We start from the raw sequence: 26867 nt of genomic DNA, 5'->3' as shown, positions 1-26867 counted from the left end.
AAAGTGATTTAAAGAATGGATTGGAGTTGATTGAATGAGGGAGACACTCAGTATAAAAGATCTTTTCCAAATGGTAAAAAAACGCATAGCACTCATTTTTATCATCACAAGCCTGATAACGGCAATAACAGGAATCGTTAGCTTTTTTATTCTTTCACCTGTTTACCAAGCTTCTACACAAATCTTAGTCAATCAATCCAAGGAAAGTAAAGAACTTTACAATGTAGGTGAGATTCAAACCAATATTCAATTGATTGAAACGTACGGTGAGATCATAAAAAGTCCAATGTTGTTAGAAAAAGTAAAAGATCGACTGAATCTTGATCTAACAAATTCAGCATTATCGGAACAAATCAATATCGTCAGTAAAGGGAATTCACAAATATTTACCATTAAAGTTGAAAGTTCGGATCCAAAACTCGCTGTAGATGTCGCCAGTGCAATAACGGACATATTCCAAGAGGAAATAAAAGCGCTTATGAATGTGAACAATGTCAATGTCTTATCAAAAGCAACTATAGGCGATAATTCCTCACCTATAAAACCGAATCCAATCATGAATATGATTCAAGCATGCTTTGCAGGGGTGATTATAAGTATAGTTCTAATATTCTTGCTTGAATTTTTTGACAATACAATCAAGGTTGAGTCGGATATTGAAGAACATCTAAATATGCCGATGCTTGGCATCGTTAATTTTATGGATAATAAAAAAAAGCGGAAATAATAGATTTGTAATCACAACCTCAAGAGGTGAAAAAGATTGACACGCAATGACCGGCATAAAATGACAGAGATTAAAAAAAGAAGCAGTATCTCTATGTTGAAATCAAAATCTCCAGTTGTGGAGCAATATAGGACGATTCGAACGAATCTTCAGTTTTCCGCTGTGGAAAAAGATATAAGGTCCATGATTTTCACCTCAGCCAACGCTGGTGAGGGAAAATCAACCACTTCGATCAATGTCGCAGCAGTTTTTTCACAGCAAGGGAAACGCATCCTCATCATTGATGCAGATTTGAGAATGCCCAGTGTTCATTCTAACTTAAACATGGAGAACTACCTAGGTTTAACGAATGTCATCTCAAAGCAAAATCCATTATCTGTTGCTGTACAACCTTCCATTTATCCAAATTTGGATGTGTTGACAAGTGGACCTGTTCCTCCTAATCCATCGGAGTTGCTTGGATCAAACGGAATGGTGACATTGTTGGATGAAGCCAAGATGAATTATGATTTGGTTATTTTGGATACACCGCCTGTCAATGCAGTTACAGATGCTCAAATACTAGCGAATATGACAGATGGAGTTGTTTTAGTGGTTAGCAGCGGAAGTACTGAAATACAGCAAGCGAAAAAAGCGAAGGAATTACTTGAAAATGCCAATGCAAAGCTTTTAGGAGCAATCCTAAATAAGAAAAAACAAAAACATCCTGACGAATACTACTACTATGGTAAATAAAAAAGAAATTTGAAAGAATGTATGGATGCGCTGAAGGGGGGATAACAATGATTGATATTCATAGTCATATTTTACCGGAAATGGATGACGGTTCTGGAAATATCCAGGAAAGTATAGAGATGGCGAGGAAAGCCGTAGAGCAAGGAATCACCGACATCATTGCAACTCCTCATTATATTAAGGGGAAATATGAAAATGATAAAGAAAAAGTTGAGGAAGAAACTAGAAAATTGAACCAAGTGCTGGATGAAATGGATATACCGCTGAAAGTATGGCCAGGGCAGGAAATCAGGATATCCGATGTGCTTATAGATGATTATGATAATAATAAAATCATGGGCTTGAATGCTTCGCGGTACATCCTTCTCGAACTTCCTTTAAACCATGTGCCAAGATATATGGAACGATTGATCTATGATTTGCAAATGAAAAGAATGACACCGATCATTGCTCATCCAGAGCGGAATTTGGAAATAATAAAAAACCCGCAACTTCTAAAAGAACTAATTTGGAAGGGAGCGTATTCACAAATAACGGCAGGGAGCATCACAGGTAAATTCGGATGGAGAACAAAAAGATTTTCGAAATTTTTAGTACACTCAGGTCTTACTCATTTTATTGCATCAGATTCTCATAATGTTGGAAACAGAGGGTTTCAAATTAGGGAAGCAAATAAAATAATTGAAAAGAGTTTTGGCAAAGATGCAGTGAACGGCTTTAAAGAAAATGCCGAGAATGTTCTGTACGGAAAGAGAGTCAAGGAACTCTTGTTTCATTAAAATAATATATAGGGAGAAGTAGATTTGACATATTATAACCGACTTTTCACATTAGTCTTACTGGATGCCATGATAGTTATGACAGCTGTATTTTTAAGTTATTGGTTTTTACATCCATATGATGGAATTCCAGCATTCGCCCTGACTAGTACGTTAATTTTACTTGTGTGTCATTATTTCTTTACTGCTTATTTGAAACAGTATAAGAAGGCTTGGGAGTACGCCAGTATCAGTGAAATGTTCAATGTGTTTAAAGCGACGACCTTTTCCATTGCCATTACGACGGTCATTCAGCTGTACTTTACCCATTTTCTATATATGAGGGAACTTTTATTTGCATGGATCCTTTATATGGTCTTGATTGGGTGCTCACGATTGGCATGGAGAGTCTATTCTAATCGTTACATTAAGCAATCACCCAATAAAAAAAGGACGTTGATCGTCGGAGCTGGATCTGCTGGGACGATGATTACGAGCCAGTTGTTAAAGTCCAGCAATATAAAATTAGTCCCAGTTGCGTTTGTTGATGATGATAAAACGAAGCTAAGTTTAGAAATCTTCAATATACCAGTGGTAGCAGCAACAAAACATATCGCTCAAGTGGTAGAAAAATACAAGATCGAGCATATCGTCATTGCAATTCCTTCTTTGAAAAGGGAGGAGATAAATGCCATTTTCTCGGAATGCACGAAAACATGTATAAAGACTCAAATTGTCCCTAGCCTTGAAGCGATAGTTCAAGGTAGGGTTTCAATTAATGAATTAAAAGATATCCAAATGGAGGATTTATTGGGCCGCTCACCCGTTCAACTGGATGATAAAGGGATTTCGGAAAAAATTGTTGATAGTACTATTTTAGTAACGGGTGCGGGCGGTTCGATTGGATCTGAAATCTGTCGTCAAATCATGAAATATAATCCCGCTAAAATTGTATTGCTTGGGCATGGCGAAAACAGCATATACACGATTGAGTTGGAGTTGCTCGAAGCTTATGCAGATACAATTGAGATTGTGACCGAAATTGCGGATATTCAGGACCGCAGGAGAATGTTTCAGGTCATCAACCACCATCGTCCAAACATCGTCTATCATGCTGCAGCTCATAAACATGTACCACTTATGGAGTCCAACCCTAAGGAAGCGGTGAAAAATAACATCATAGGCACGATGAATGTTGCGGAGGCATCGGAAGCTAGCAGGGTGAATATTTTTGTCATGATTTCTTCAGATAAAGCCGTAAATCCGACAAGTATTATGGGTGCCTCTAAATGTTTAGCCGAGATGATGATCCAGAATAAGAGTTTGTCGAGTTGTACAAAATTCGTAACGGTTCGTTTTGGGAATGTTCTTGGCAGTAATGGCAGTGTCATCCCACTCTTTAAAAAGCAAATTAAAAAAGGCGGGCCTGTGACAGTTACTCATCCGGACATGATTCGCTATTTCATGACCATTCCCGAAGCTTCGAGATTGGTCATTCAGGCAGGGGTTTTGGCCAAAGGAGGAGAGGTCTTTGTACTGGATATGGGTGAGCCTGTTAAGATAGTCGATTTTGCCAAAAAGCTTATCCAATTGTCAGGTTACAACGTTGAAGATATCGGGATAACCTATACAGGAATTAGGCCTGGTGAAAAATTATATGAAGAACTACTTGGAGAAGATGAAGTTTATGCCAATCAGATTTATCCGAAAATTCATATTGGTAAACCTAGAGAAGTAAATTGGGATGCAATAAAAGATATTATCACAACATATGATGTCCTTAGCGAAGAAATGTTAAAAGAAAGAATGTTGGATTTGGCAAATTACAGGAATGTCCAAAAAATCCCCGTTTCGTGACAATTTCCTGAAGAGGGTTTTGCGAAGAAGGTAAAGCAAGTGTTATAAATGGTTTTTGAAATCGCATCAAATACCAGGTTGGCAGAGCATGAATACAAATAGAGCGATGAATTCAATTTGTTTTAAGAGTTGAAGAAAATGAAGAATTATAGAAAGAGACGAGTGGATATTCGATAATAGCAGCAATGTAAAAACTATGATTCTTTGAAGTTAACCGAAGAATTCCCTCGTTCCTTGTAACCATACACAATGATGATTTGGGAGGGAAAAATGAAACGGGCTTTTGAATTATTTATATCTTGTCTGGCGATCATGTTCAGTTCTCTTCTTATGCTGCTCATCGCCATCCTCATTCGTTTGAAATTGGGTTCACCTGTCATTTTTAAGCAGCAGCGCCCAGGCCTTAATGGAAAACCATTTTATCTGTATAAGTTTAGAACGATGACAGACGAAAAAGATGAAAAAGGGAATTTGGTTCCTGATGAGAAGAGATTGACGGATTTCGGCAAATTACTCAGGAAATTAAGTTTGGATGAACTACCGCAGTTGATTAATGTCATGAAAGGCGATGTGAGTTTTGTAGGTCCACGGCCATTATTAATGGAATATCTCCCATTATATACTGCCGAACAAGCAAGAAGGCATGAGGTCCGTCCAGGAATGACGGGTTGGGCACAAGTAAATGGCCGCAATGCAATCTCATGGGAGAAAAAGTTTGAGCTTGATGTTTGGTACGTAGAAAATCAATCCTTTTTGTTGGATTTGAAAATCATCTATCTTACCTTGATCAAGGTATGTAAACAAGAAGCCATTACACAAGAAGGGCATGTCACAACCCAAAAATTTGTTGGATAATGGGATGAGTGATTTGGCCAGCATAATACATGAAAGAAGTATGGAACCTAGAGGGAACGACGAGAAAACCTCTAGGTTCCGTATATATTTTTCTTAAGGAAACTCTAAATTTGAAGATATGAGAAGTGATTTGGATTGAAGAAAATCGTGATAATCGGTGCAGGCGGCCACTCAAAAGTTGTTCAAGATATCATTGAAGCAATGGGTGAGTATCGCCTCATGGCTATTTTGGATGATCAATATGGCGCACTGAAAAAAAGGGAAAATGTGTATTTTGGTCCCATCTCAAGCTTTAAGAGCTTGTTTATCCATTTTGAATGTAAGTTATTAATTGCGATAGGTAGGAACGATTTGCGATTGAAAATCGTAAACGAGCTGAGATTAGATGTAATGGATTATGAGACAGTCATTCATCCTACTGCTGTCATAGGTCAAAATGTCTCGATAGGAAAAGGAACAGTCATTATGCCGAATGTCGTCCTGAACGCAGGTGCGAGAGTGGGGAACCATGTCATTCTTAATACATCTTCGGTCATTGAGCATGATACTCACCTTAATGATTTTGTTCATATCGCACCAAGTGCAACCCTGACAGGAGCTGTCAAGATCGGAACTGGAACCTTGATGGGAGCTGGATCCACGGTCATACCGAGCATCACGATAGGGGAATGGTGTACGGTTGGGGCCGGATCAACCATTATTAAAGACATTCCTCATGCATCTACCGCTGTGGGATCCCCAGCAAGGATAATAAAATAAGGAGTGTATAGGATGGAGTATAAAAGGATTTATCTTTCGCCTCCCCATATGAGTGGCAATGAACAAATGTATGTAAACGAAGCATTCAAGACGAATTGGATTGCACCTCTAGGACCGAACGTAAAAGCTTTGGAAGAAGGATTTGCCAATTATGCAGGTACAAAAGGGGCCTTGGCAGTAAGTTCAGGCACAGCTGCCATTCATTTGGCATTGCAAGTATTGGGAGTCACCACTGGTGATACCGTATTCTGTTCCTCATTAACTTTTATAGCAAGTGCAAATCCTATCGTCTATCAAGGGGCGGAGCCTGTTTTTATTGATTCTGAACCTGATACATGGAATATGTCTGCTAGAGCATTAGAAAGAGCATTGGAAGACGCGAGAAAAAAACAAAAAATTCCAAAAGTTGTCATTTTGGTGCACTTGTTTGGGCAGAGTGCAAAGATGGATGAGATCATGAACATCTGCAGGAAATATAAGGTTGCTTTGATAGAGGATGCAGCTGAATCCCTTGGAAGCACTTATAAGGGGAAGCAAACCGGGTCGTTTGGTGATATAGGGATTTATTCGATGAATGGAAATAAAATCATTACAACTTCCGGTGGCGGCATGCTGGTATCGAATCAAGGAGGGTTTTTGGATAAAGCTCTCTATCTATCTACACAAGCACGTGATCCAGCCATTCACTATCAGCATAGCTCCATCGGATATAACTATCGTTTAAGCAACATTCTAGCTGGAATTGGTCGTGCCCAATTAGAAGTGTTAGATGAGCGTGTAAAAGCCCGAAGGGAAATTTTTGATCGCTATAAAAAGTCGTTGGAAAGCATACCTGGCATTACCTTCATGCCAGAGTTAAAAGATACGATGGGGAATCGCTGGCTGACGGCTTTAACAATAGATGACAAAGTCACTGGAGTACGGAACCTTGACGTGATCAATGCGTTAGAAGCAGGAAACATTGAATCAAGACCTGTATGGAAACCATTACATTTACAGCCCATCTTTAAAGATGCAGCCATTTTTACGGAAAGCGATGATAAAAATATTTCTAATATGTTATTTGAACAAGGTCTATGTTTGCCATCCGGTTCAGGTATGACATTAGAAGATCAAGAACGTGTAGTGGCAATTGTAAAGGAAGTACTTGAACCGTCCAAAATAAATGGGTGAGTTTTCGACGTGTTATGAGACATGTCATTAAAATACCCGTGACATAAAAGTTACATGGACAAGATAAACTAAAGCCCGCTTAAACGGTAATTAACCTTCCTTACAATGAAAAGGAGGCCATACGAAAATATGAGAAGGACTTTTAAACTGATCTATCAAGATATCGACAAGTTAGTATGTTTATCAAATAAACGAAATGGTTTGCATGATAGAGAGATAGAAAGTACTAGAAAAAGACTGGTTGAAAATATAAAGGCGATAGAGCTCCATTGCATCGTATTCAATAATGAAGATTCCAGATAAATATTTTCTTATGTTATCTTTACCTTCTGAAAAAAGGTGATTGTATTTTTCCTTTTTGAAGTCGGTTTTATTCTACATTAGAAATGAGCGTACTTATGAAGATTGGTGATAAAGTAATGTATAAATCTAGAAAATATAAAATTATTTATATCTATAAAAATGATTTAAAAGTCGAGCTTCTTTCACTTGATTGTAAGCACAGAAAATTCTAATTAGCCCATATATCCCATTTGAAAAAAGACCGACAGAGAGCATTTGAATATTCCACATGAGTGACCCGGGTTGCTGGTTAAAAAGAATAACAGCAGACGCACTGCTTTAAGATGGTCAGATTGTCGAGAAACCCTCAACAGTCTTTTTCTTTCTTTTTTTTTGATTCATCATATACGTTCATCGATATTGCTCCGTTTAAAGTGTTGCTCTAATAAATAGGAGGCGCCTCATTCTTTTTATAGTGGATGCTCTACAAGTCCACTATAAAAGAATGAGATTTTTTAATATCCTTTTTACTAAAAAGAAAACCTCAATTGCTCATTGATACATCATGAAAAAAAGTAACATGTTCCTCAAATGAAATGGTTCATTGCTAATTTGAAATGTTCTAGCTGATTAAATCTCTTTTAGATATACATGACTCGTAAGAGCCTATGACCTTGGGCTTTTACATGCTTTGCAATTAGACATACTATTTGAAGGGCATGATTGATTGCTTATGAAGATAAGCTAGTAAATGGGTATCAACTTAATATGAGTACTTTTTGAAATTTCAAGGCTTAGCAGACTTCAAAAATTAATTTCTTAGTACCAAATATGAAACGACACTTGGGTGAAACTATGTTAAGTTTGGGTAGTAAGTAGTATTTGTTTTCTATTGTTCTAGAAAAACATGAAAGAATAAGGTGGTTTCGTGGGTAATAGTGCTTAAATTCAACTATGCAATAGTTTAATAAGAAAATATGAAAATTAATTGAAGCTAAAGGTGATTTTATGAATAGATTTAATGACCGTTATTCAAACCTTTTTTATTATTTATTCTATGAAGATAATTGGTGCAGTTTAAACGAACTCTCAAAAAAAACAGGTTTTTCGAAAAGTACATTATGGCGGGATATTTTACATATGAGTTCAAATCTCCCACCTGAATGGAAAATCGAAAAGAATGAAGTTCAGGGCGTAAGATTACTGAAACCTAAAAACGGTACATTGGAAGAACTTTGGTTTCATCTGAAAAGTGAAAATACGTATTTTCAAACACTGGATTTAATTCTTTTTAACAATGGAGTAACGATAAAATACATGACTCAAAGAGTTCACGTCAGCCGCTCAACAGTTTACCGACAGTTAGAGAAAATTGAAGAAGTAGTAAAAAGTGCCGGAGTTCAATTATCAAAAAGTCCATATAAAATTGTTGGCGATGAAAAAAAGATTAGAAGATTCATCATGCAATATGTAGAGTACATGTCCGTCAATTTAAATGATCTTATTACATCCTTTGATCTTAAGGAATTTCAGGACACACTATTGGAGCTATTAAAAGAACATGCAACTTCTTTACACATGGGGGCGATACAAAGGTTAGCTATCATCCTTCACATTTCGAACATCCGCATATCCCATAATTGCTTCGTATCATTCTCAAAAACGGTTTATATTGAAAATGAAACATCAAAAGCATATGAAATATCAAAGCAACTATTCAAGTTCATGAAAAAATGTCCAAGCAGGGAGAAACAGATCCAAGAAATCTTATTTTTATCTTTATATCTAATAAGCGAAGAAATGTCATTAAATCGTACGCAGGAGCTTAGGCATATCCGTTCCAGGCTTAATTCGGACAGCGGTAAGCCTTTAAGTCACTTTTTAATTACTTTATCAAAAAAAATAGGATTGGATGTCTCCCAAGATGATATTTTCATGTACGAATTTGCACAAACACTTCGTGGGATCTCCTTTGATTTACAACTAAAAACAGATACTAGAATAAATAATATCTTACAATTCGTACCATATTTCGAAAAAAATCCGTTGTTTGCCATTATTGAAGAGATAGCAAATAACATCTCGAATGAATTCACGATATCTTTTGAAAATATTGAAATATTGGAAATCTTCATGTTGGTCCAAGCCTCTATATTAAGAAAAAAAAACCAAATGGTCATAGAGACTGCGTTAGTATGTCGATCATATGTAGAGAAAGATTATATTCGTGAAGTATTGAAACATCATTTCGGAAATCAGTTAAATATTTATGTAATGGACTTTTCTGATATAGATTCACTTTTCAGGAAAAATGGATTCGATATTTTAATAACAACAGATTTAGGGCAGTTAATTAATATTGAACACATTCCCGTTTATAAAGTTTCTTCCTTTCCAACTCCTTCCGAATTAAAAGAAATTAAGATGTTCACTCGAAAGAATTTTATTGATAGGTATGGTTTAAATCCAAATATCTTATATCCATTTGATGAAGATATTGATTGAGTTTAGTCACGTGCTTAAAATAGAGCAATGCCCCGCTTTGATGTAGTATTTAGGCATTTAATCACTTTCTACCTTTACCCCCTGATAATGAACAGGAATATTCAGCTAATTAATTACCTCGTCATTAAGCCCAGGTGATTTGTTTTTTCTCCAAAGGGAGAAGGTGAGTCCGCCTTGCCATCACTTCTCAAATTAAACCACAGATACTCTCTTTTTTTGAAATAATGAATGCCTTTTTATAACTTTGTCACGCAAGCGAGAACTAAAAACATTTACCAGCTTCTCCTCTCGAATTTAGAAACCATGTGAAATGGTTTTATAAGTTTCATCAATGGAACGATAGGTTGCAATCCATCCATAATTAAATAGTGGGAACCATAATGTTATTTTCTCGATCATAGCTTTGGACGTCACCATTTAAGCTTGTTTTGCAGGATGTAGAAGATCACTATAAGGAATTGGCTGTGTCGGATGTAGGAAGAATTTGACAGAGTAAGCAACATAAATACCGCTGCTATCTGTGTTGCTAAAGAAAATGGTCCCGGTGCAATACCGGGACCATCGCCGCTTAAGGCTTTTTATATTGTGTAAAGAATGTATCACTATTCTCTTGTAGTTGTTGTTTTATAAAAGTTCACTAGCAACTTTAATGAGTCGTTACATATTCGTTTTTTCCTGCACGCATACCAACAATGAAAATAAATGCAGATATAACGACTAACATCAATAAGGGAATCGTCCAACTGTGTGTTACATCATGGAGCCCTCCGAATAACACTGGCCCAACGGCAGCCAAGAGGTACCCGAATGATTGAGCCATTCCTGATAATTCCGTCGCCTCATGGGTACTTTGTGTGCGAAGACTAAAGAACATCATCGATAAACTGAATATGGTTCCGACACCAATCCCGATCAAAATCATGCATACGGGGATAAACAGTTTGCTTCCATACAATATGCCGAAGATCCCTACAACAAGGAAGATGACCGGCGGGACCACTAACAAGCGCTGACTTTGCATGTGTCCAGCTAAAATTGGCACAATGAATGTTATCGGAATGACGGCAAGCTGCATGATGGATAGCATCCAGCCAGCATCATCAGCGCTCAGGCCTTTTTGTTCCAGGATTTCTGGCATCCAGGTAATTACTGTATAGAATATAAATGATTGCAATCCCATGAAAAAGGTGATCTGCCAAGCTAAACCAGAACGCCATAAGTTCATGTTTTTAACGACGGCCGTTTGTACATCCTTGTCTGAATTTAATGGCCGTCGTAATTGCGGGATCCAAAAGAAAACGGTAATAAGAGATAAAATTCCCCAACATCCAAGGGCACCAGCCCATCCTAATCCAGATGAAGAAGCAATCGGAATGCTGATCCCGGATCCTAGTGCGCCAAATAAATTCATGGAAACTGCATAAACCCCTGTCATCAAACCGATACTGCTTGCAAAATTATGTTTAATCAGACTGGGTAATAATACATTGCCGATGGCGATGGCTAACCCAATTAAAATGGTCCCCAAGAACAATGATGGTACTCCTCCAATGGAGCGGAGCATAATCCCGATCGTTAATAATATCAAAGAAACGAATAGGGTGAGCTCCATTCCAAATCGTCGTGCTATCCTAGGTGCAAATGGTGATAATAATGCGAAAGAAAGCAAAGGCAATGTAGTTAAGGAACCTGATAGTGTATTGGATATACCCAGATTATCACGGATTGAAGTGACAAGTGGGCCTACTGATGTTAAGGGAGCCCTTAGATTGGCCCCGATAAGAATGATTCCGATAATGAGTAGTCCCATTCTCGGTTTAATATCTATTTTTGGTTGTTCTAGTTGATTTGCCGCTTGATGAATGCCCATATTATGTCCTCCGTACTTACTTTAAAGATTTTTTAAATCGTGTAATGTATTCATTCACTGTTTCGGCTGCCCGATTTACATCTTGTTCGATGATGGCCTCTACAAGACTACAATGAATGTTCAAATGAAAGTTCTCATCAGTACTCATCTCAACGATCTGATGGATGGAGTCATGCAGGGAATCTTCCATATGTTCGTACAAATCAATCAATAAATCATTATGTGATGACCCCATTATCGATTTATGCAACAGTATATCTGCCTCTTCGTAAGCCTTGATATCCTTCGCTTCAGCAGCTTTCCGACATGCTGCTATATGAATCTGCAACTGTTCTATATCTTCTTTGTCACGTCTTAGTGCGGCTAGCTGGGCTCCCTCTCGTTCAAGGGCATGACGGACCTCTAACGTTTCTAATAAACTTGACTGCTGGATCCTTCTTTGAAATGCAGCCCCCAGGGCACTTGATGACTTTACGAATGTTCCTTTTCCTTGTTTAGTAACTAAAAGACCTGCATAAACAAGTGATCGTACAGCTTCTCTTAATGTATTTCTGCTTACATCGAATTGTTTGATCAAATCCATTTCAGGAGGAATCTGATGTCCGATCTTCCATTCACCTGATTCAATTAACGATTCAATTTGGAAAACCACTTGCTCTACAAGTGATAAACGATTTGTTTTAGATATGGTCAATATGTACACCTCGAATTTGTAGGATGATTGGTTCATTGGTTATTTTAACATATGTATGTTAAAAAAATAAACCAGGAATTTTGTTCATATACCTTCCTCTTCATTCGCCACTTCAACTTCATAATGGACAAAAGACCATAGAAAAAAGCCCTGAAATCAAGTTTCAGGGTTCAGTTTGTAGACAAAAGGGTTCTATCTAAATGTTAAAACAAAGTGATTGGAACGTGAGGTGCGAGACTTCTGCGGAAAAAAGCGCGTCAAAGGGAGACCCCACAGGCGCAAAGCGCCGAGGAGGCTCCCGGACCGCAATCGGAAAGCGAGTGCCTGGAGTGTAAAGCACCGTTCTAATTTTACAAACACTCAAAAAAACTGTAGACAAACTCGCTTTTCATCGAGTTTGTCTACAGTCTGAGCCCTAAAATCAAGTGTCGGGCTTTCTTTTAACATTTTCTGTTTTAAGCTGCTTTTTTTTGTTTGACAATAAACGAAAGAAGGATCAATATTCCTAAAGTGACGAGACATACAGTGGTACCAATAATATTTTGCTTATTAAAGATGAAAGCAAAAAAGATAAAGCTTAAAGCTGTGATAGCAAATATAGTTGTGTATGGGAACCACTTTACCCGGAAACCTGGTTTGTCAGTATATTGTGTACGGAGCTTCAGTTGCGCAGAACATATACTGATCCATAATAATAAAACTGTGAAGCCAGGGATAGCCATTAGATAGCTTAATATCAGATCGGGAGTCAAATAGGATAAAAACACGCCAACTAATATACATAATGTCGTTAAAATTATCCCATTAATGGGGATGCCCTTTTTGGTTATTCTTAAAAAGGGCTTAGGGGCTTCTCCGGTCTGAGAAAGAGTGAACAATGTCCTTGATGTAGCGTATATACCTGAATTTGCAGCTGATAAGACAGCGGTTAAAAGAACGAAATTCATAATATCCGCTGCTCCAGGAAGACCTGATAGGCTGAAAACCTGAACGAAGGGACTTTCTACAGTGCTAACTTGGTTCCAAGGTATCACTCCGCAAATAATAAGAATGGGCAAGACGTAAAAAAGGACCACCCGCCATACTGTTCCTTTAATGATTTTTGGTATTACATTCTGGCTATCTTTTGTTTCCGTGACGGCTACACCAATTAATTCTGCACCCCCATATGAAAACATGACAACTAAAAGTGCACCTAGCATGCCTTCAATGCCTTTCGGGAAAAAACCACCATGTTCTGTATAATTAGCAAATGAAGCAGAACTAGGGAAAATTCCCAGAAGGATCAAAGCTCCTAAAATAATAAAAGCAATTAACGTTATTATTTTAATACCTGCAAACCAAAACTCTAGTTCACCATAGTATTTTACTTGAAACAAATTTATTCCGATTACAACTGATGCGCAAAGTATACTTAACAGCCACAATGGTACAGAAGGAAACCAATATTGTAGAAAGCTTCCAGCCGCTACAATTTCTACGATGATCACGATGATCCAGTTAAACCAATAGAGCCATCCGACAATGAAGGATAGTTTAAACCCAAAAGCTTTATTTATGAGATGTTGTACGTTCAAGTTAGGAAAAACGGTTGCCATCTCTCCTAAAGCCGCCATTACTATAAATAACAGTAGTCCTCCTATTAAATAGGCGATCACAACACTTGGACCAGCCATATTTAATGTTTCTGAACTCCCCTTGAAAATCCCCGTGCCTATCATTCCGGCCAATGCAATAAACTGTACATGCCTTGGCAATAAGCCCTTTTTTAAATCTTGATGAGTCTTTTCCATTTTATTCATGCCTTTCATGCTTTATTTTAATAAAATATTATTGTAGACTAAATTATTTCTTCTTCAAGTGAACGCTTTTGTGCGCTAAAGTACTATATTAATATAACATGATTCGGCAAAATGTCAATTTAGGTAGAGAAGCTGAAAAAAGAAAGATTTAGTAATTTTCTAAAAAATTCAGCGGCTTATTCTTATTAAAATATCATGCTTTCTAAGTAATTATGGATTAGAATCCAAGTTGATTTTACAGGAAAATATCGTTAATATGTTAAGTTTTACCTTTTGTCCATATTGATAAACCGCCAAGAAACTTTACACAAAGAAAGGTGGTCTAATAGGTGAATAAGTATTTTGGGGGGGGATCCGCCCTTATAGACGTTTTTCTTTATTATTTTGTGACTACCCGAGCCATCATTTGGGTACCCCTGAATAACAAAAAACCGACCTTGATGGCTCGGTTTTTCTAGAATATGGGCAAAGCTAATGAGACTACCCGTTTTCAAATAAAAAGGGGAGAGGAAGAGACTGTAGGTTATCGGTTTCTTGTACCGGTTCAATATTCATTAAATATTCTAAAAAACCGGAATATACCTGCGAGGCCATTCCTAAATAGTGCAATTCAGTGTGGATGGTACCCATCCTTGGTGAATGGAGCATATACATTTTTCATCCCTCCTTTCAAAAAAATAGGCTAGTACCTTTAAAGGAGTCATAATCATGCATACTGGAATGGAGGTTTTGTTCGTAGGATATAAATTGATTCATCTACATATTAGAAGCCAGATTGGAAGTCTTTTACCTCTCTTTCTTCTACTACCATGCGCAATCCGCCCTTAGGCCTGAGTGAAAGGGACGTATAGGGTGTAACTTCATGATGGTCATCTGCAAGCCTTATCCTATATCGTTGAGCAATGCAAGCTAGGACAAGCACCGCTTCCATAATGGCAAAATGATTGCCAATACAAACCCGCGGTCCTCCACCAAATGGAAAGTAAGCGAACGCAGGCAGGGTTTTCATATGGTTGTTTTCAAATCGCTCAGGAATAAAAGAATCTGGTTGATGAAAATACTCTGGCTTGTGCTGCATCACAAATGGGCTTAATAAGATCATATCGCCTTTTTTAAAGGAATATCCTCCTATTGTGACATCCTCCGACACACCCCGTGACAGGAGATAAATTGGCGGATACATACGGAGCGCCTCATGAATGATTTGCTGAGTGTATGTTAATTTCATGAAATCGTCAGGCTTGGGTGTCCGAGAACCAATTATGCTATCTACTTCATTGAAAAGCTTGGTCTGAATGTCAGGATGCTGCGAAATGGAGTACAGTGCCCAAGAAAGTGCATTTGCTGTCGTTTCATGTCCGGCTAGGAAAATAGTCATTAACTCATCAAGTACCTGTTGGTTTGTCATCCCCAATCCATCTTCATCATCACGTGCATCCATCAGAATTCCAAGCATGTCTTCATGTTGTACTGTCTCACTCTTACGTTTTTCAATGATGCTGTAAATGATTTTATCAAGATTTTGTATCGCATTTTTATATTCCCGGTTGATTTTAGTTGGCACCCATAATGGCATACGGAAAATCGTTCTCATCCTTTTGACTGCGATTCTTAATGCAGTTTCCATCGATTTCCCAACAATTTCATAGCCATCCTTGAATTCCATGCTGAACATGGTCTTGCTGATGATCCCGAGAGTGATGCTCATCATATCCTTCGTAATGATCCGTTCATTATTTTGTTCCCAAGTTGAAATATAATCCATTGTAGTATCAATCATATCCTGGGCGTAATGGCTAATATGAGACTTTTTGAAAGATGGTTGAATAAGCCTTCTCTGACGCATATGAAAATCTTTTTCACTTGTAAGTAAACCTTCACCGAGAAGTGGTTTTAATGCATTGAAGTCCTTTGATTTAACGAAGCAATTTTGTTTTGTTACGAGTATTTGTTTTATTAAATCAGGATTTGAAACAAGGTAAACATCTTGAAGTGGTCCAAATCGAAATTTAGCTATCTCCCCATATTCCTTTGCTAATCGGGAAAGAAAGCCAAGTGGATCTGTTTGAAACTCCTTTGTATGTCCAGAAATAAGCCTTCCCTTTGGAACTTTTGGAGAATCGCGTAACACATCATCAGTATCGTTCAATATTGCCCCCCCTTTCTGTAAAAGGATTAGTATTACATGTAATTATTCTATGCGGATAAGCTAAATCGGTTTGGACAAGTCGTTAAAGAAAGGTGAAATATTTCTTATGGAAGGAAACCGATAAATATCTTATGTGGAAGAAGCAGATCATCTGCGACATCAAATCTACGGGAGACCCCGCAGGCGCAAGACGAGGGCGGACCGCCCGCGGAAAGCGAGTTCCCTACGTTCCAATTAACGTTTTTTTGTAAAAGCTATAAAAAAACTGTAGACAAACTCGATATTCATGGAGTTTGCCTACAGTCTGGACCCTGGATAAAAACACCAGAGTTTTTTTGAGATGATGATTATGAAAGACAATTGGCTAAGAGGTTGAATCAGTTTTCTGAGAAGAGGGAACGTCCTGTTGAAGACAAGGGACGCATTCAACTTCTTCGTTCTTCATTTTCCCCATGTTGGAAACAATCATTTTTTTCATTAATAGGTCCACCAAATTGTTGATTGATTTCTTTAACCACTTGATCTAAAAATTCATCGGATATTATCGGATTATTCGCATTTTTGGGCATGTGATTATCTGCAATCCTTTCTGGATACCATTTGTGTGCGTCACTATAGGACGTATACGTTATCAACATAACCGCACTTACAATAAATTATTCCTTTTGTGTGCAAATCTTCAGGTAGGATAAAATCCAATGGCTAGCCTTATAAGTGTTCTTTGGGAGGAATGCGATATAAATGAAAAGGGGAATTCATTCCTTATTGGGCCCGTTTTGACAAAAAAATGTTAGATTGAGCAAAGCTTGGTGTGAGAGAAAATACCCTAATGGGGCAAAATCCTAAGCGATGGTGCCAGGTATTGTTATTTGTGGGAGCAATGAAGGAATGATGTATTTGATATTCATAGGAGATGGGTTTAAGTGGAAATCTTTCTTATAGGATAGAAAGTGAATAAAAGTGGAATGAAGGTAAGAAAATAATCCCATCACTTTTTAGTAAGTAGAGGATATTAATATCTGTAATCCCGGAATGTACCGCTTCGTTATATTGAAGGGTCGGCTATTTTGTTGTGGTCATTTGTTGCTCTATTTCAGTTGAAAATAAATCCCTTGAAAAGAATAGATTTACCATTAAAGCAAATATTATGGATACTTGAATCCATCAAGAGGTGTATATATTGCCAATTGAAAATCAAGAGCGAAAACTAATTCTTTTTGCTCTTCTTGTCATTATTTTATATCTTTCTCCCTTAATTACCCTTGGAGAAAATGCACATATTCGTGTACATGATAATTTGGATTCCAATCTTGCTTGGTATAAAGTACTTTCAGAAAGTGGTGAGTTATTCGGAGCAATAGACGCCAAAATTCCACAAATCATGAATGGGTTGCCCCGAAATGCCTTTGGCAGTGAGTTCAGCATTATCGTATGGCTGTATGCCCTTTTTCCGCCCATGATTGCATACACAATAAGCCAGGCATTAACAAGATTTATTGCTTTCCTTGGTATGCATATCTTATTAAAGAAACATTTGGTTAAGGGGAGCCAATTAGCGTGGATTAGGGTTGGCACATCCCTAGCCTTTGCCCTTACCCCATTTTGGCCATCGGGAATGCTAAGTACTCTTGGGATGCCGCTGGCGCTTTGGGCTTTTTTGAATATCCGCAGCAAGGACCATTCGTGGAAGAATTATTTGGTCCTTACCCTTTTACCGCTTTATTCAAGCATCGTGCTTGGCTTCTTCTTTTTTCTTGTTGCAATGGGCTTTCTTTGGATAACGGATGTGATCAGGAGAAAAGGGTGGAATGTAAGATTTCTTCTTTCAATCGTATATATGACTTTCATTTTTGGTCTTGTGGAGTATCGTTTGGTCGCTTCATTTATTGTTGATTCCGAGCCAAATAGCAGAGATGAGTATTTTCACGCAAGGCTTCCGCTCGAGTGGGTCATCAAGCTTACGTTCAAAAATTTTGTTCTTGGACATACGCATGTCATGACTGTACATGCGCTCATCATCTTACCGCTTACAGTCTTTGCTCTTTATATTATTTTGATCAAAAAACTGTGGAGGCAGGAAAAGATATTTGTTTTTTTGTTTGGCTTGAATTTTATACTTTCCGCATGGTATGCATTTTGGTTTTATAAAGGATGGCTTCCTTTAACAGAAAGGTTTCACACCTTGGATACCTTTAATTTTGCAAGATTTCACTTTTTAAGGCCGATGGTCATTTACTTAGGTTTTGCCCTCGCGTTAAAAATCATCTGGGAACACAGCGATTATGCTAAGAAAACCCTTTCTATCTTCCTAGCCGTACAAATTATGATATTAATGGGTTTCAATGAAGAAATCACTCACAATAAAAAGCCATCTTTTAAAGAGTTCTATGCCGAGAGCCTTTTTCAGGAAATAAAAGAGCATATTAGCCTTCCACAGGAAGACTATCGGGTTGCAAGCATAGGTCTTCATCCTGCGATCGCTCAATTTAATGGATTTTACACGCTCGATAGCTATAACAATTTCTATCCGCTTTCATACAAACATCAATTTCGTCAAATAATTGAAAATGAATTGGCTAAGAATAAAAACATTAGAATCTACTTTGATGAATGGGGAGGGCGCTGTTACCTATTTACCGATGAGCTCGGGAAGCATTATATGTTCAAAAAAGGCTCGAAAAGAGAGCTGGAAAATTTAGAGCTGAATGTGGATGCGTTTAGAGGGATGGGAGGCAAGTATATATTTTCTGCATTACCTATTAAAAACGCGAAGGAAAACGAATTGGTACTAGATATGATCTTCACAAAGAAAGACACCTTATGGAAAATCTATTTATATAAAGTCATGTGAAAAGGGGGGGGTATTGTGAATTCACCAATATTAACGATTGTTGTACCTTGTTATAACGAAGAAAGTGTTTTGCCAGATACGATTTCCCAGCTTTGTAGTTTGTTGATGAATTTGGTCGAAGAAAACGTTGTTTCCGTTCAAAGTAAGATTTTGTTGGTTGACGATGGAAGTAAGGATCAAACGTGGAAAATCATTTACAAGGAAACTATAAACAATGAGCTTGTCCGCGGTCTAAAACTTTCCCAGAATGTAGGTCATCAAAATGCACTCCTGGCAGGGTTGTTTACAGCAAAGGAAGCTTCGGATTGTGTGATTTCCATCGATGCAGATTTGCAGGATGATATTCTTGTCATCCCTGAATTCATTCGGAAATTCACTGAAGGATGTGAAATTGTATACGGTGTCCGCCGAAAGAGGGAGCTTGATTCATTTTTTAAACGTACTTCAGCGACAGCGTTTTATAAAATGATGAACAAGATGGGGGTTAAGCTTGTCTATAACCATGCTGATTTCCGACTAATGAGCAAAAGGGCAATTGTAGAGTTGGAACGATTTGAAGAAACGAATCTTTTTTTACGTGGAATCGTTCCACTCATTGGGTTTGAGACGGCCTCTGTTTATTATGATCGAAAAGAAAGATTGGCTGGTGAAACGAAGTATCCATTGAAGAAGATGGTTGCATTTGCACTGGATGGGATTACTTCCTTTTCTGTTACACCGATCCGGCTTGTATTATGGCTTGGATGTCTGTCCTTTTTCGTAAGCTTACTTTTTGGGTCATACTTTTTATGGTTAAAGTTTTATGGGCAAACAGAAACTGGCTGGACCTCATTAATTACCTCTATATGGTTGATCGGTGGACTACAGTTGATTGCTGTTGGCTTGATTGGGGAATATATCGGTAAAATCTATAATGAGTCCAAACGTCGGCCTAAATATATTGTGGATTTGGATCTATTTAATCCGCTTGATTTAAAAAAACGGGAGCAACTAGACAATGAACGAACCAGTTTGGAAAAACTTTCTGGAACGCACTAATTCTTTTATCCGATTTTTACTTGTTGGAATAGTCAATACAGCGGTTGGACTGTCCATCATGCTTTTTTTAATGAATGTTTTTGGTTTATCTTATTGGGTCTCGACCTTTTTCGGCAATGGTACGGGAGCTGTAACGAGTTTTCTGTTAAACAGGAATTTTACCTTTAGAAGCAATATAGATTGGCGTAGAGGGGCTGCCCGTTTCTTTTGTGTCATCCTTATTTGTTATTCAGCCGCGTATTCGTTAGGTCAAGCCATCGCAGAATCTATGGAAGGGTCTGTTCGTTTGTCCATACAACAAAATGTGGCTGTACTGATTGGAACAGTCCTTTATACAGGACTTAACTATATGGGTCAGAAATACTTTGTTTTTAAAAAAAATATGTTGAAACCAATTCAAGAAGGAAGGAATTAGCAAATCGAAAGGTGAGTTAGTTGATTGAATTGAGAGGTGTTCAGGTTTACCTTGACGAATTCTGTGAGGCTGGTCATTTTTTCTTTTTAGGACAACCAGATTGTTTAATAATCTCTCCAATCACAATTTCTGAAAATTCAACAAATAATATTCCGCTTTCTTTTTTAGCCAGGTATTCATCACTTTCCTTCCTTCAAATCATGTGTTTGGGTCACTTATGAAGTATGCGGTATCAACATGACATCACTATCAATAAATTATTGTATTTATGTGCAAAATTTTCATTTACTTTTCCAATACACGGGAGTATGATAATCAACAGTTTCATATTTCTAAATCGCTGAAGTCTTTTGGCACGGGGGAACCGTTATTAGGATTGTTTTACAATTCAAGGGGTGAATCCTTTATAAGGTAGGGCTACTCAAAGGTCCGAATCCGACAGCTAACCTCGTAAGCGTTTAATGAGAAGGAAGGTGGAGCTTGTGAGACAAAAAAATGATGTCTGCAGGTCTATTTAATTATGGATTGCAGGCATTTTTATTTTCTTTTTTTTTTCACAGAGCTGGGCAACATAAACTTATAATTTATTAAATATGGCGGTGAGTTCTTAATGTTATCTTCTTTAAAGAGGTTTTTGATAGGCAGGCCCTTAAAATCAAATGCACTTGGTGATCAAAAACTGAATAAAACAAAAGCTTTGGCGATACTATCTTCCGATGCTTTGTCTTCGGTGGCATATGGTCCGGAACAAATATTGATCGTGCTGATCACAATCGGTGTAACAGCATTCTGGTATTCCATCCCGATTGCCATTGGAGTATTGATCCTGTTAACTGCTTTGATTTTGTCTTATAGGCAAATTATTTTTGCTTATCCCCATGGTGGAGGAGCCTATGTCGTTTCAAAAAACAATCTAGGTGTCAACCCAGGGTTGATAGCTGGTGGATCTTTGTTGGTCGATTATATATTGACTGTGGCGGTAAGTGTTTCTGCCGGCACTGATGCCATCACATCTGCTTTTCCTAGCCTGCATTCCCATAATGTGATCATCGCTATCATTTTTGTCATTCTGCTTACCATCCTAAACCTAAGAGGAGTAACCGAGTCGGCCTCTGTTTTGGCCTATCCGGTGTACCTATTCGTTTTAGCGTTATTCATTCTGATTGGTGTAGGATTATACAAAATCTTGACGGGCCAAGTGAATCCTGAATTGCATACGTCGATCGGAACACCAGTAGCGGGCATCAGTTTATTTATACTGCTAAGAGCTTTTGCATCAGGCAGTTCGGCATTGACGGGTGTTGAAGCCATCTCCAATGCGATTCCGAACTTTAAAGATCCGGCTCCTAATAATGCGGCTAAAACCTTAATTGCGATGGGTTCCTTACTAGCTGTATTATTTTCAGGAATTGTATTCTTAGCCTATTATTTAAGCATTGTTCCTAGCGCAGAGGTAACGGTCGTCTCGCAGATTGCTGAAGAGATTTTTGGACGGAATTTCATGTATTTCTTTATTCAAGGTACGACTGCATTGATATTAATCCTTGCTGCCAACACTGGCTATTCTGCTTTCCCTTTGCTTGCGGTAAATCTTGCGAAGGATAAATTCATACCAAGGGCGTTCACGATTAGAGGAGACCGATTGGGATATTCCAATGGAATTATCATTCTGGGGCTTGCATCAATCATCTTGATAATCGCATTTGGAGGACATACTGAAAATCTTATTCCACTTTATGCGGTGGGAGTATTTATTCCATTTACGTTGTCCCAGACCGGGATGATTGTTAAATGGATACGTGAAAAGCCAAAAGGATGGAAGACGAAATTAACCATTAATTCAATTGGTGCCTTTATTAGTTTTATCGTCACGATGATATTCTTTTTAACTAAATTCAATCAGGTTTGGCCTGTATTGATTTTCTTGCCTATCATCATTATTATTTTTCATCGTATTAGAAAGCATTATGAAGCAGTTAGTGACCAACTTAGGATTACAACATGTGAGCCTATCTTACCAATAGAAGGGAATATCATTATTGTACCTGTGGCTGGTATAACTCATGTGGTTGAAAACTCCTTAAATTATGCTAAATCCCTTTCAGCACATCAGGTTATTGCCGTTTATGTTGCTTTCGAAAGAGAGGATGAAAAAAAATTCGAAGAAAAGTGGAATAAGTGGCAACCAGATGTTAGACTCGTCACACTGAACTCTTATTACAGGAGTATCATTCAGCCATTAACGAAATTTGTTGATACAGTTGAACATAAAGCAAGGGAATCTAACTATAAAGTTACTGTCATCATTCCGCAATTCATTCCGAAGAAAGGCTGGCACAATATTCTTCATAACCAATCCAGTTTACTGATCCGTGCCTACTTGCTTTACAGAAGGAATGTAGTTATTACGACAGTACCATATCATTTGAAAAAGTAATCTCCATTATTCTCTAAATGAAAAGAAGCGAACCTTCACACGGTTTGCTTCTTTTCATGTTCACCACAGTTCAAGGCAGTATATGTAATAAATTTTATCACTTAAAAGGGTTTTGGAAATGCTTGTCGAAAACATAAAAACAACACGCTCATGCTGGAAATGCCAGGCATTGAAATAATGATAAAGTTCCTGAAATGTGAAGTATATAGATGACCATTCAACCGTTGACACGTGCAATCAATTAGATGAGGCAAATCCGCAAAAAGAAAATAGGTAAGTTTTCCGAATTAAGAATTTCAGTTTTGTCCCTCATAGGGGCTGGTCTGATCATGTAATATAATAGGAGCGTGATGATCGTTGAGCATCATTCAGAGTTTCAAAAACTTTGATTATTTTCCATTTCAACCGGAATTCGAGACACTTACGGATTACTATATAGAATATAAACAAAGAAATTCAGACCATTCAACTACATTATTCTATCAATTTAAAATTAATCAAGATTTAATGGATCCAATGTCCGTTATTCCAGATGGATGCATCGATATATTATTTTATTGCGATCCCGTTAGACCCTACGCAAGTGTATGTGGGACTGTCCTAAAGTACAAAAAGATAAACTTTCAGGCTAATTGTGAATATTTCGGTGTCAGGTTTTTACCTAAACAAGAAACCCAGCATTTTAAATATTCTATGAAGGAAGTGATTGATTGCCAAATTCCATTAGCTGATATGATCACAATTGAACCTACCATTATGGAAAGGTTAATAAATGAACAGGATTTTCGTGGAAGAATAAAACTTTTCAAAGAAGAAATAGGGAATAATATATTTGCATGTAATGATTTGCCGGCAATTATAGATTATTCTTTGAATAAAATATATTCTACTAAAGGAAATGTAAATATGAATCAATTGGCCGTTGAGACAGGATATTCTACAAGATACTTGAGAAAGCAATTCGATGCTCATGTAGGAATGCCGCCAAAATTATTTAGCCAAATAGTGAGGTTTCAGAACTCCCTGCATATGCTATTGAATAAAAAGTTCTTTACAGTATGGGATGTAATTAATGAAAATGGATATTATGATCAATCACATTTAATTAATGAATTTAAAAAGTTTGGTTACCTGACTCCTAATAAATTCATGCATACCGTCTCAAAGAAATTGTCTGATCCAACCAATTAAGTTCAATATAAGGTGTCCTGGTATATATAGTGATTCTAGTGACAAGATCCCGTTCAAGATGACGAGGATCTATTTTGTTTGGTTTTTTATTGCGTCACAAATATTCAGAATGTTCCGCTTTTTACAATAAAAATAAAGTGTGTAGCCTTATTGTTTTAATAGATAGAATTGGTTGTTTAAGAAATTTCCACTCGAAAGGGGAATGATGATGGGGAAGAAATATCAATTGTTCATTGATGGGAAATGGGTTGATTCTTTATCCGGAAAAACATTTGAATCACTAAATCCTGCAACGGATGAAGTGAATGCTGTAGTTGCCGAGGCTGGTCCGGAAGATGTTGATTTGGCAGTAAAAGCTGCACGAAGGGCATTTGAATCAGGTCCGTGGGCTGAAATGGCACCGGGAGATAGAGGTAGATTGCTAAATAAAGTGGCACAGGCCCTTTGGGAAAAAGCCGATATGCTAGCCGAAGTTGAATCACAGGATAACGGGTTGCCAATCAACGAAACGAAGTTCATTGCAATGCCAGCCATGATAGATGTACTTGAATTTTATGCAGGATTAGCAAATAAAGTCCAGGGAAGCACCCTTGCTTCTCCTCATAACCGGTTCAATTTTACCCTGAAGGAGCCCATCGGCGTCGTTGGAGCCACATAGTACCTTAGAACTTTCCTCTAATGTTGACGATGTGGAAGCTTGCGCCTGCTTTAGCGGCAGGCAATACGATCGTAATCAAACCAGCTGAACAAACTCCGGTGAGCATTCTGGAATTGGTAAAAATCTTTCAGGAAGTCGGAATTCCAAATGGAGTAATCAATGTCATTCCGGGATATGGGAAGGTGGCGGGTGAGGCCCTCTCCTCCCATCCTGATGTCGATAAAATCGCTTTTACGGGTTCAACTCATACTGGCCGCCTCATCATGCAAGCAGCAAGTAAGAACATAAAACCGATAAGCCTTGAATTAGGGGGCAAATCACCAAATATAGTTTTTGATGATGCTTCCATTGAAAATGCAGTGAATGGATCCATGTTTGGCATCTTCTTCGCTCAAGGTCAGGTTTGCGCCTCTGGTACAAGACTTTTTGTGCAAGAAAGCATATATGATCGATTCATGGATTCATTCGTGAAGAAAGTACAATCGATCCGTGTAGGGAATCCTTTAGAACAAACGACCCAAATGGGTCCGCAAGTTTCTTTACAACAATTAGACAAAATTGAACAATACGTAGCGGCTGGTCTGGAACAGGGTGCTAATCTTGTCATCGGCGGCGAAAGAAACAGGGAGGCAGGAAATGGCTATTTCTTCACGCCCACTGTTTTTGAGAACGTGACGAATGATATGACAATTGCCCGTGAAGAGATATTTGGACCGGTATTGTCGGTGATCAAGTTTAAAGATGAGGAGGATGCATTGAGCAAGGCAAATGACACGTTGTATGGGTTGGCTTCAGGTATATGGACCAATGATTTAAAAAGAGCGCATCGTATGGTAAGGGGACTCAAAGCGGGAACGGTGTATGTGAACACGTTTAGCATGCTCGATAGCGCAGCTCCTTTTGGCGGAAGGAAACAAAGCGGTTTTGGAAGGGAACTGGGTATCCAAGCGATGGATATGTACACGGAAACAAAAAATGTGTGGATCGATTTGAACGAGCAAGGCTTGAACTGGTATGGGGTGTAAGGGGAGTGAGCGTCTAGTCATCGCTTTCTCGCTTGCAGGTTAACTAAGTTTCCTTTCCAGCATTCCGCTTGATAAACCGTATGAATGGGGTGGGTTCACTGAACGTTGGCTATATCTTCATCATATTGAATATGGTTGTTTTAGGTCTCTCGATCCCGGCCGGCAGTGTTGCAATGGCGACCATTCCCGTATGGCTGTTTACAACCATAACGCTTGCCATCGCTTGTATCATCTTACTGCCATCAGCGAAAATATACGAGAAAGTCAAGTGGAAAGAGTTAGGGTATAAAACGTACTTCGGAATATTCATGCAATCTCTTTTTACCGTTACATTATATACGGTATTCCTCCTATATGGTTTGAAATACTCTAGTGTAATAGCAGCTGGAATCATAAATAGCATGGTGCCTGCCGTAACTTTGGTTCTTTCCTTCATATTATTGGGAGAGCGGTTGAACATCCGTAAGAGCATAGCCATCATACTAGCTGTTTCAGCTGTTCTGATAATGGAGCTTGCAGGTGCGAGTACGGAGGGGGAATCCAGTGCATTAGGGATTACTTTCATGATATTGGCGGTTGTTTCATTGGGATTGTTTTTTGTATATGCAAAAAAATTCGCAGTGGAAGTACCCCCGGTGACGATGGCAGCAGGACTATGCTTAATGGGGCTGCTAACTACTTTGCCAATGGCTACTTATGAGGCAATATCATTTGATTGGGGAAAACTGACGCCCGGTTTATGGAGTGCTGTCATTGCGTACTCATTGCTTGGCTGGGTGCTTGCTTATGTATTTACGTACTTAGGAATTCCAAAGGTACCTGCAAGCACCATAGGGATGGTAACGGCAATCATTCCGATTACTGCGATGCTATATGCCGTTTTATTCCTAGGTGATGAATTACGAACGGTAGATATCATTGCTACTGTACTTTTAATTATTTCAATATTCATAGCAGAATCAAAAGAAAGAGAAAAGATAGGAAATGAGCTAACTACAACTATCGAAAATAAGGATGCAATAGAAAAATAAATTGGAAGTCAGTTTGAAAGAAAAGATGACCGTAAAAGATAGAACGATATTTTAC

21 protein-coding genes, 1 pseudogene and 1 riboswitch are annotated in these 26867 nt (G+C 38.1%); of the genes and pseudogenes, 16 read left to right on the top strand and 6 right to left on the bottom strand.

The features are described from left to right. Positions 1-34 precede the first annotated feature (34 nt). The 9 genes from ACQKMH_RS15410 (at position 35) to ACQKMH_RS15370 (ending at position 9651) form a co-directional block, all read left to right on the top strand. A complete protein-coding gene (locus ACQKMH_RS15410) occupies positions 35-727 on the top strand; it encodes a YveK family protein (RefSeq protein ID WP_427588353.1) in 693 nt (230 codons plus the stop codon). 36 nt (positions 728-763) lie between these two features. Next, a complete protein-coding gene (locus ACQKMH_RS15405; protein WP_427588352.1) occupies positions 764-1462 on the top strand; it encodes a CpsD/CapB family tyrosine-protein kinase in 699 nt (232 codons plus the stop codon). Between the two features lie 47 nt (positions 1463-1509). After that, the gene (locus tag ACQKMH_RS15400) at positions 1510-2241 is read left to right on the top strand and encodes a tyrosine-protein phosphatase (RefSeq protein ID WP_427588351.1); all 732 of its coding nucleotides are present in this window, start codon (positions 1510-1512) and stop codon (positions 2239-2241) included. A gap of 24 nt (positions 2242-2265) precedes the next feature. Beyond that, positions 2266-4077 carry a polysaccharide biosynthesis protein gene (locus tag ACQKMH_RS15395; RefSeq protein ID WP_427588350.1) on the top strand — a complete coding sequence of 604 codons (1812 nt, stop codon included), beginning with the start codon at positions 2266-2268 and terminating at the stop codon, positions 4075-4077. 270 nt (positions 4078-4347) lie between these two features. Further along, positions 4348-4932: a sugar transferase gene (locus ACQKMH_RS15390; protein ID WP_427588349.1), complete on the top strand. Its 585-nt coding sequence runs from the start codon at positions 4348-4350 to the stop codon at positions 4930-4932. Positions 4933-5067: 135 nt separating this feature from the next. Continuing rightward, positions 5068-5691: an acetyltransferase gene (locus tag ACQKMH_RS15385; protein ID WP_427588348.1), complete on the top strand. Its 624-nt coding sequence runs from the start codon at positions 5068-5070 to the stop codon at positions 5689-5691. 12 nt (positions 5692-5703) lie between these two features. Then, positions 5704-6864, top strand: coding sequence for a DegT/DnrJ/EryC1/StrS family aminotransferase (locus ACQKMH_RS15380; RefSeq protein ID WP_427588347.1), 1161 nt, complete (start codon positions 5704-5706; stop codon positions 6862-6864). 129 nt (positions 6865-6993) lie between these two features. Continuing rightward, a complete protein-coding gene (locus ACQKMH_RS15375) occupies positions 6994-7167 on the top strand; it encodes a hypothetical protein (protein WP_427588346.1) in 174 nt (57 codons plus the stop codon). A gap of 1119 nt (positions 7168-8286) precedes the next feature. Continuing rightward, positions 8287-9651, top strand: coding sequence for a helix-turn-helix domain-containing protein (locus ACQKMH_RS15370; protein ID WP_427588345.1), 1365 nt, complete (start codon positions 8287-8289; stop codon positions 9649-9651). A gap of 646 nt (positions 9652-10297) precedes the next feature. Here the strand turns inward: ACQKMH_RS15370 and ACQKMH_RS15365 are convergent. The 6 genes from ACQKMH_RS15365 to ACQKMH_RS15340 all read right to left on the bottom strand — a co-directional run bounded on the left by ACQKMH_RS15365 (position 10298) and on the right by ACQKMH_RS15340 (position 16735). Continuing rightward, positions 10298-11521: a CynX/NimT family MFS transporter gene (locus ACQKMH_RS15365; protein WP_427588344.1), complete on the bottom strand. Its 1224-nt coding sequence runs from the start codon at positions 11519-11521 to the stop codon at positions 10298-10300. 16 nt (positions 11522-11537) lie between these two features. Further along, the gene (locus tag ACQKMH_RS15360; RefSeq protein ID WP_427588343.1) at positions 11538-12215 is read right to left on the bottom strand and encodes a FadR/GntR family transcriptional regulator; all 678 of its coding nucleotides are present in this window, start codon (positions 12213-12215) and stop codon (positions 11538-11540) included. A gap of 455 nt (positions 12216-12670) precedes the next feature. Further along, entirely contained in the window at positions 12671-14008 is a 1338-nt protein-coding gene (locus tag ACQKMH_RS15355) for an amino acid permease (RefSeq protein WP_427588528.1), read from the bottom strand. 489 nt (positions 14009-14497) lie between these two features. Next, on the bottom strand, positions 14498-14671 hold the full coding sequence (locus tag ACQKMH_RS15350) for a hypothetical protein (protein WP_427588342.1): 174 nt from the start codon (positions 14669-14671) through the stop codon (positions 14498-14500). A gap of 109 nt (positions 14672-14780) precedes the next feature. Further along, the gene (locus ACQKMH_RS15345; protein WP_427588341.1) at positions 14781-16166 is read right to left on the bottom strand and encodes a cytochrome P450; all 1386 of its coding nucleotides are present in this window, start codon (positions 16164-16166) and stop codon (positions 14781-14783) included. A 425-nt stretch (positions 16167-16591) separates the two neighbouring features. After that, positions 16592-16735: a bacitracin ABC transporter ATP-binding protein gene (locus tag ACQKMH_RS15340; RefSeq protein ID WP_427588340.1), complete on the bottom strand. Its 144-nt coding sequence runs from the start codon at positions 16733-16735 to the stop codon at positions 16592-16594. A gap of 617 nt (positions 16736-17352) precedes the next feature. On the opposite strand from ACQKMH_RS15340, the gene ACQKMH_RS15335 reads away from it, so the two are divergent. From ACQKMH_RS15335 to ACQKMH_RS15305, 7 genes and pseudogenes are all read left to right on the top strand, one after another. Continuing rightward, complete coding sequence (locus tag ACQKMH_RS15335) at positions 17353-19017, top strand: DUF6044 family protein (protein WP_427588527.1); 1665 nt, start codon at positions 17353-17355, stop codon at positions 19015-19017. A gap of 15 nt (positions 19018-19032) precedes the next feature. After that, positions 19033-20055, top strand: a complete 1023-nt coding sequence (locus ACQKMH_RS15330) for a glycosyltransferase family 2 protein (protein ID WP_427588339.1) — start codon at positions 19033-19035, stop codon at positions 20053-20055. Further along, positions 20015-20470, top strand: coding sequence for a GtrA family protein (locus ACQKMH_RS15325; protein WP_427588338.1), 456 nt, complete (start codon positions 20015-20017; stop codon positions 20468-20470). The genes ACQKMH_RS15330 and ACQKMH_RS15325 overlap by 41 nt, the downstream gene beginning before the upstream one ends. A gap of 328 nt (positions 20471-20798) precedes the next feature. Further along, positions 20799-20943: riboswitch (cyclic di-AMP (ydaO/yuaA leader) on the top strand. Between the two features lie 137 nt (positions 20944-21080). Further along, on the top strand, positions 21081-22907 hold the full coding sequence (locus ACQKMH_RS15320) for an APC family permease (protein WP_427588337.1): 1827 nt from the start codon (positions 21081-21083) through the stop codon (positions 22905-22907). Positions 22908-23264: 357 nt separating this feature from the next. After that, positions 23265-24098 carry a helix-turn-helix domain-containing protein gene (locus ACQKMH_RS15315; protein ID WP_427588336.1) on the top strand — a complete coding sequence of 278 codons (834 nt, stop codon included), beginning with the start codon at positions 23265-23267 and terminating at the stop codon, positions 24096-24098. Between the two features lie 208 nt (positions 24099-24306). Continuing rightward, positions 24307-25781, top strand: a pseudogene (locus tag ACQKMH_RS15310) (aldehyde dehydrogenase family protein). Positions 25782-25861: 80 nt separating this feature from the next. After that, the gene (locus tag ACQKMH_RS15305) at positions 25862-26812 is read left to right on the top strand and encodes a DMT family transporter (protein WP_427588335.1); all 951 of its coding nucleotides are present in this window, start codon (positions 25862-25864) and stop codon (positions 26810-26812) included. Positions 26813-26867: the final 55 nt, after the last annotated feature.

Source organism: Peribacillus sp. NPDC097895 (assembly GCF_050277555.1).
GTDB lineage: Bacteria > Bacillota > Bacilli > Bacillales > DSM-1321 > Peribacillus.
This window is presented reverse-complemented; position numbering and strand designations above follow the sequence as displayed.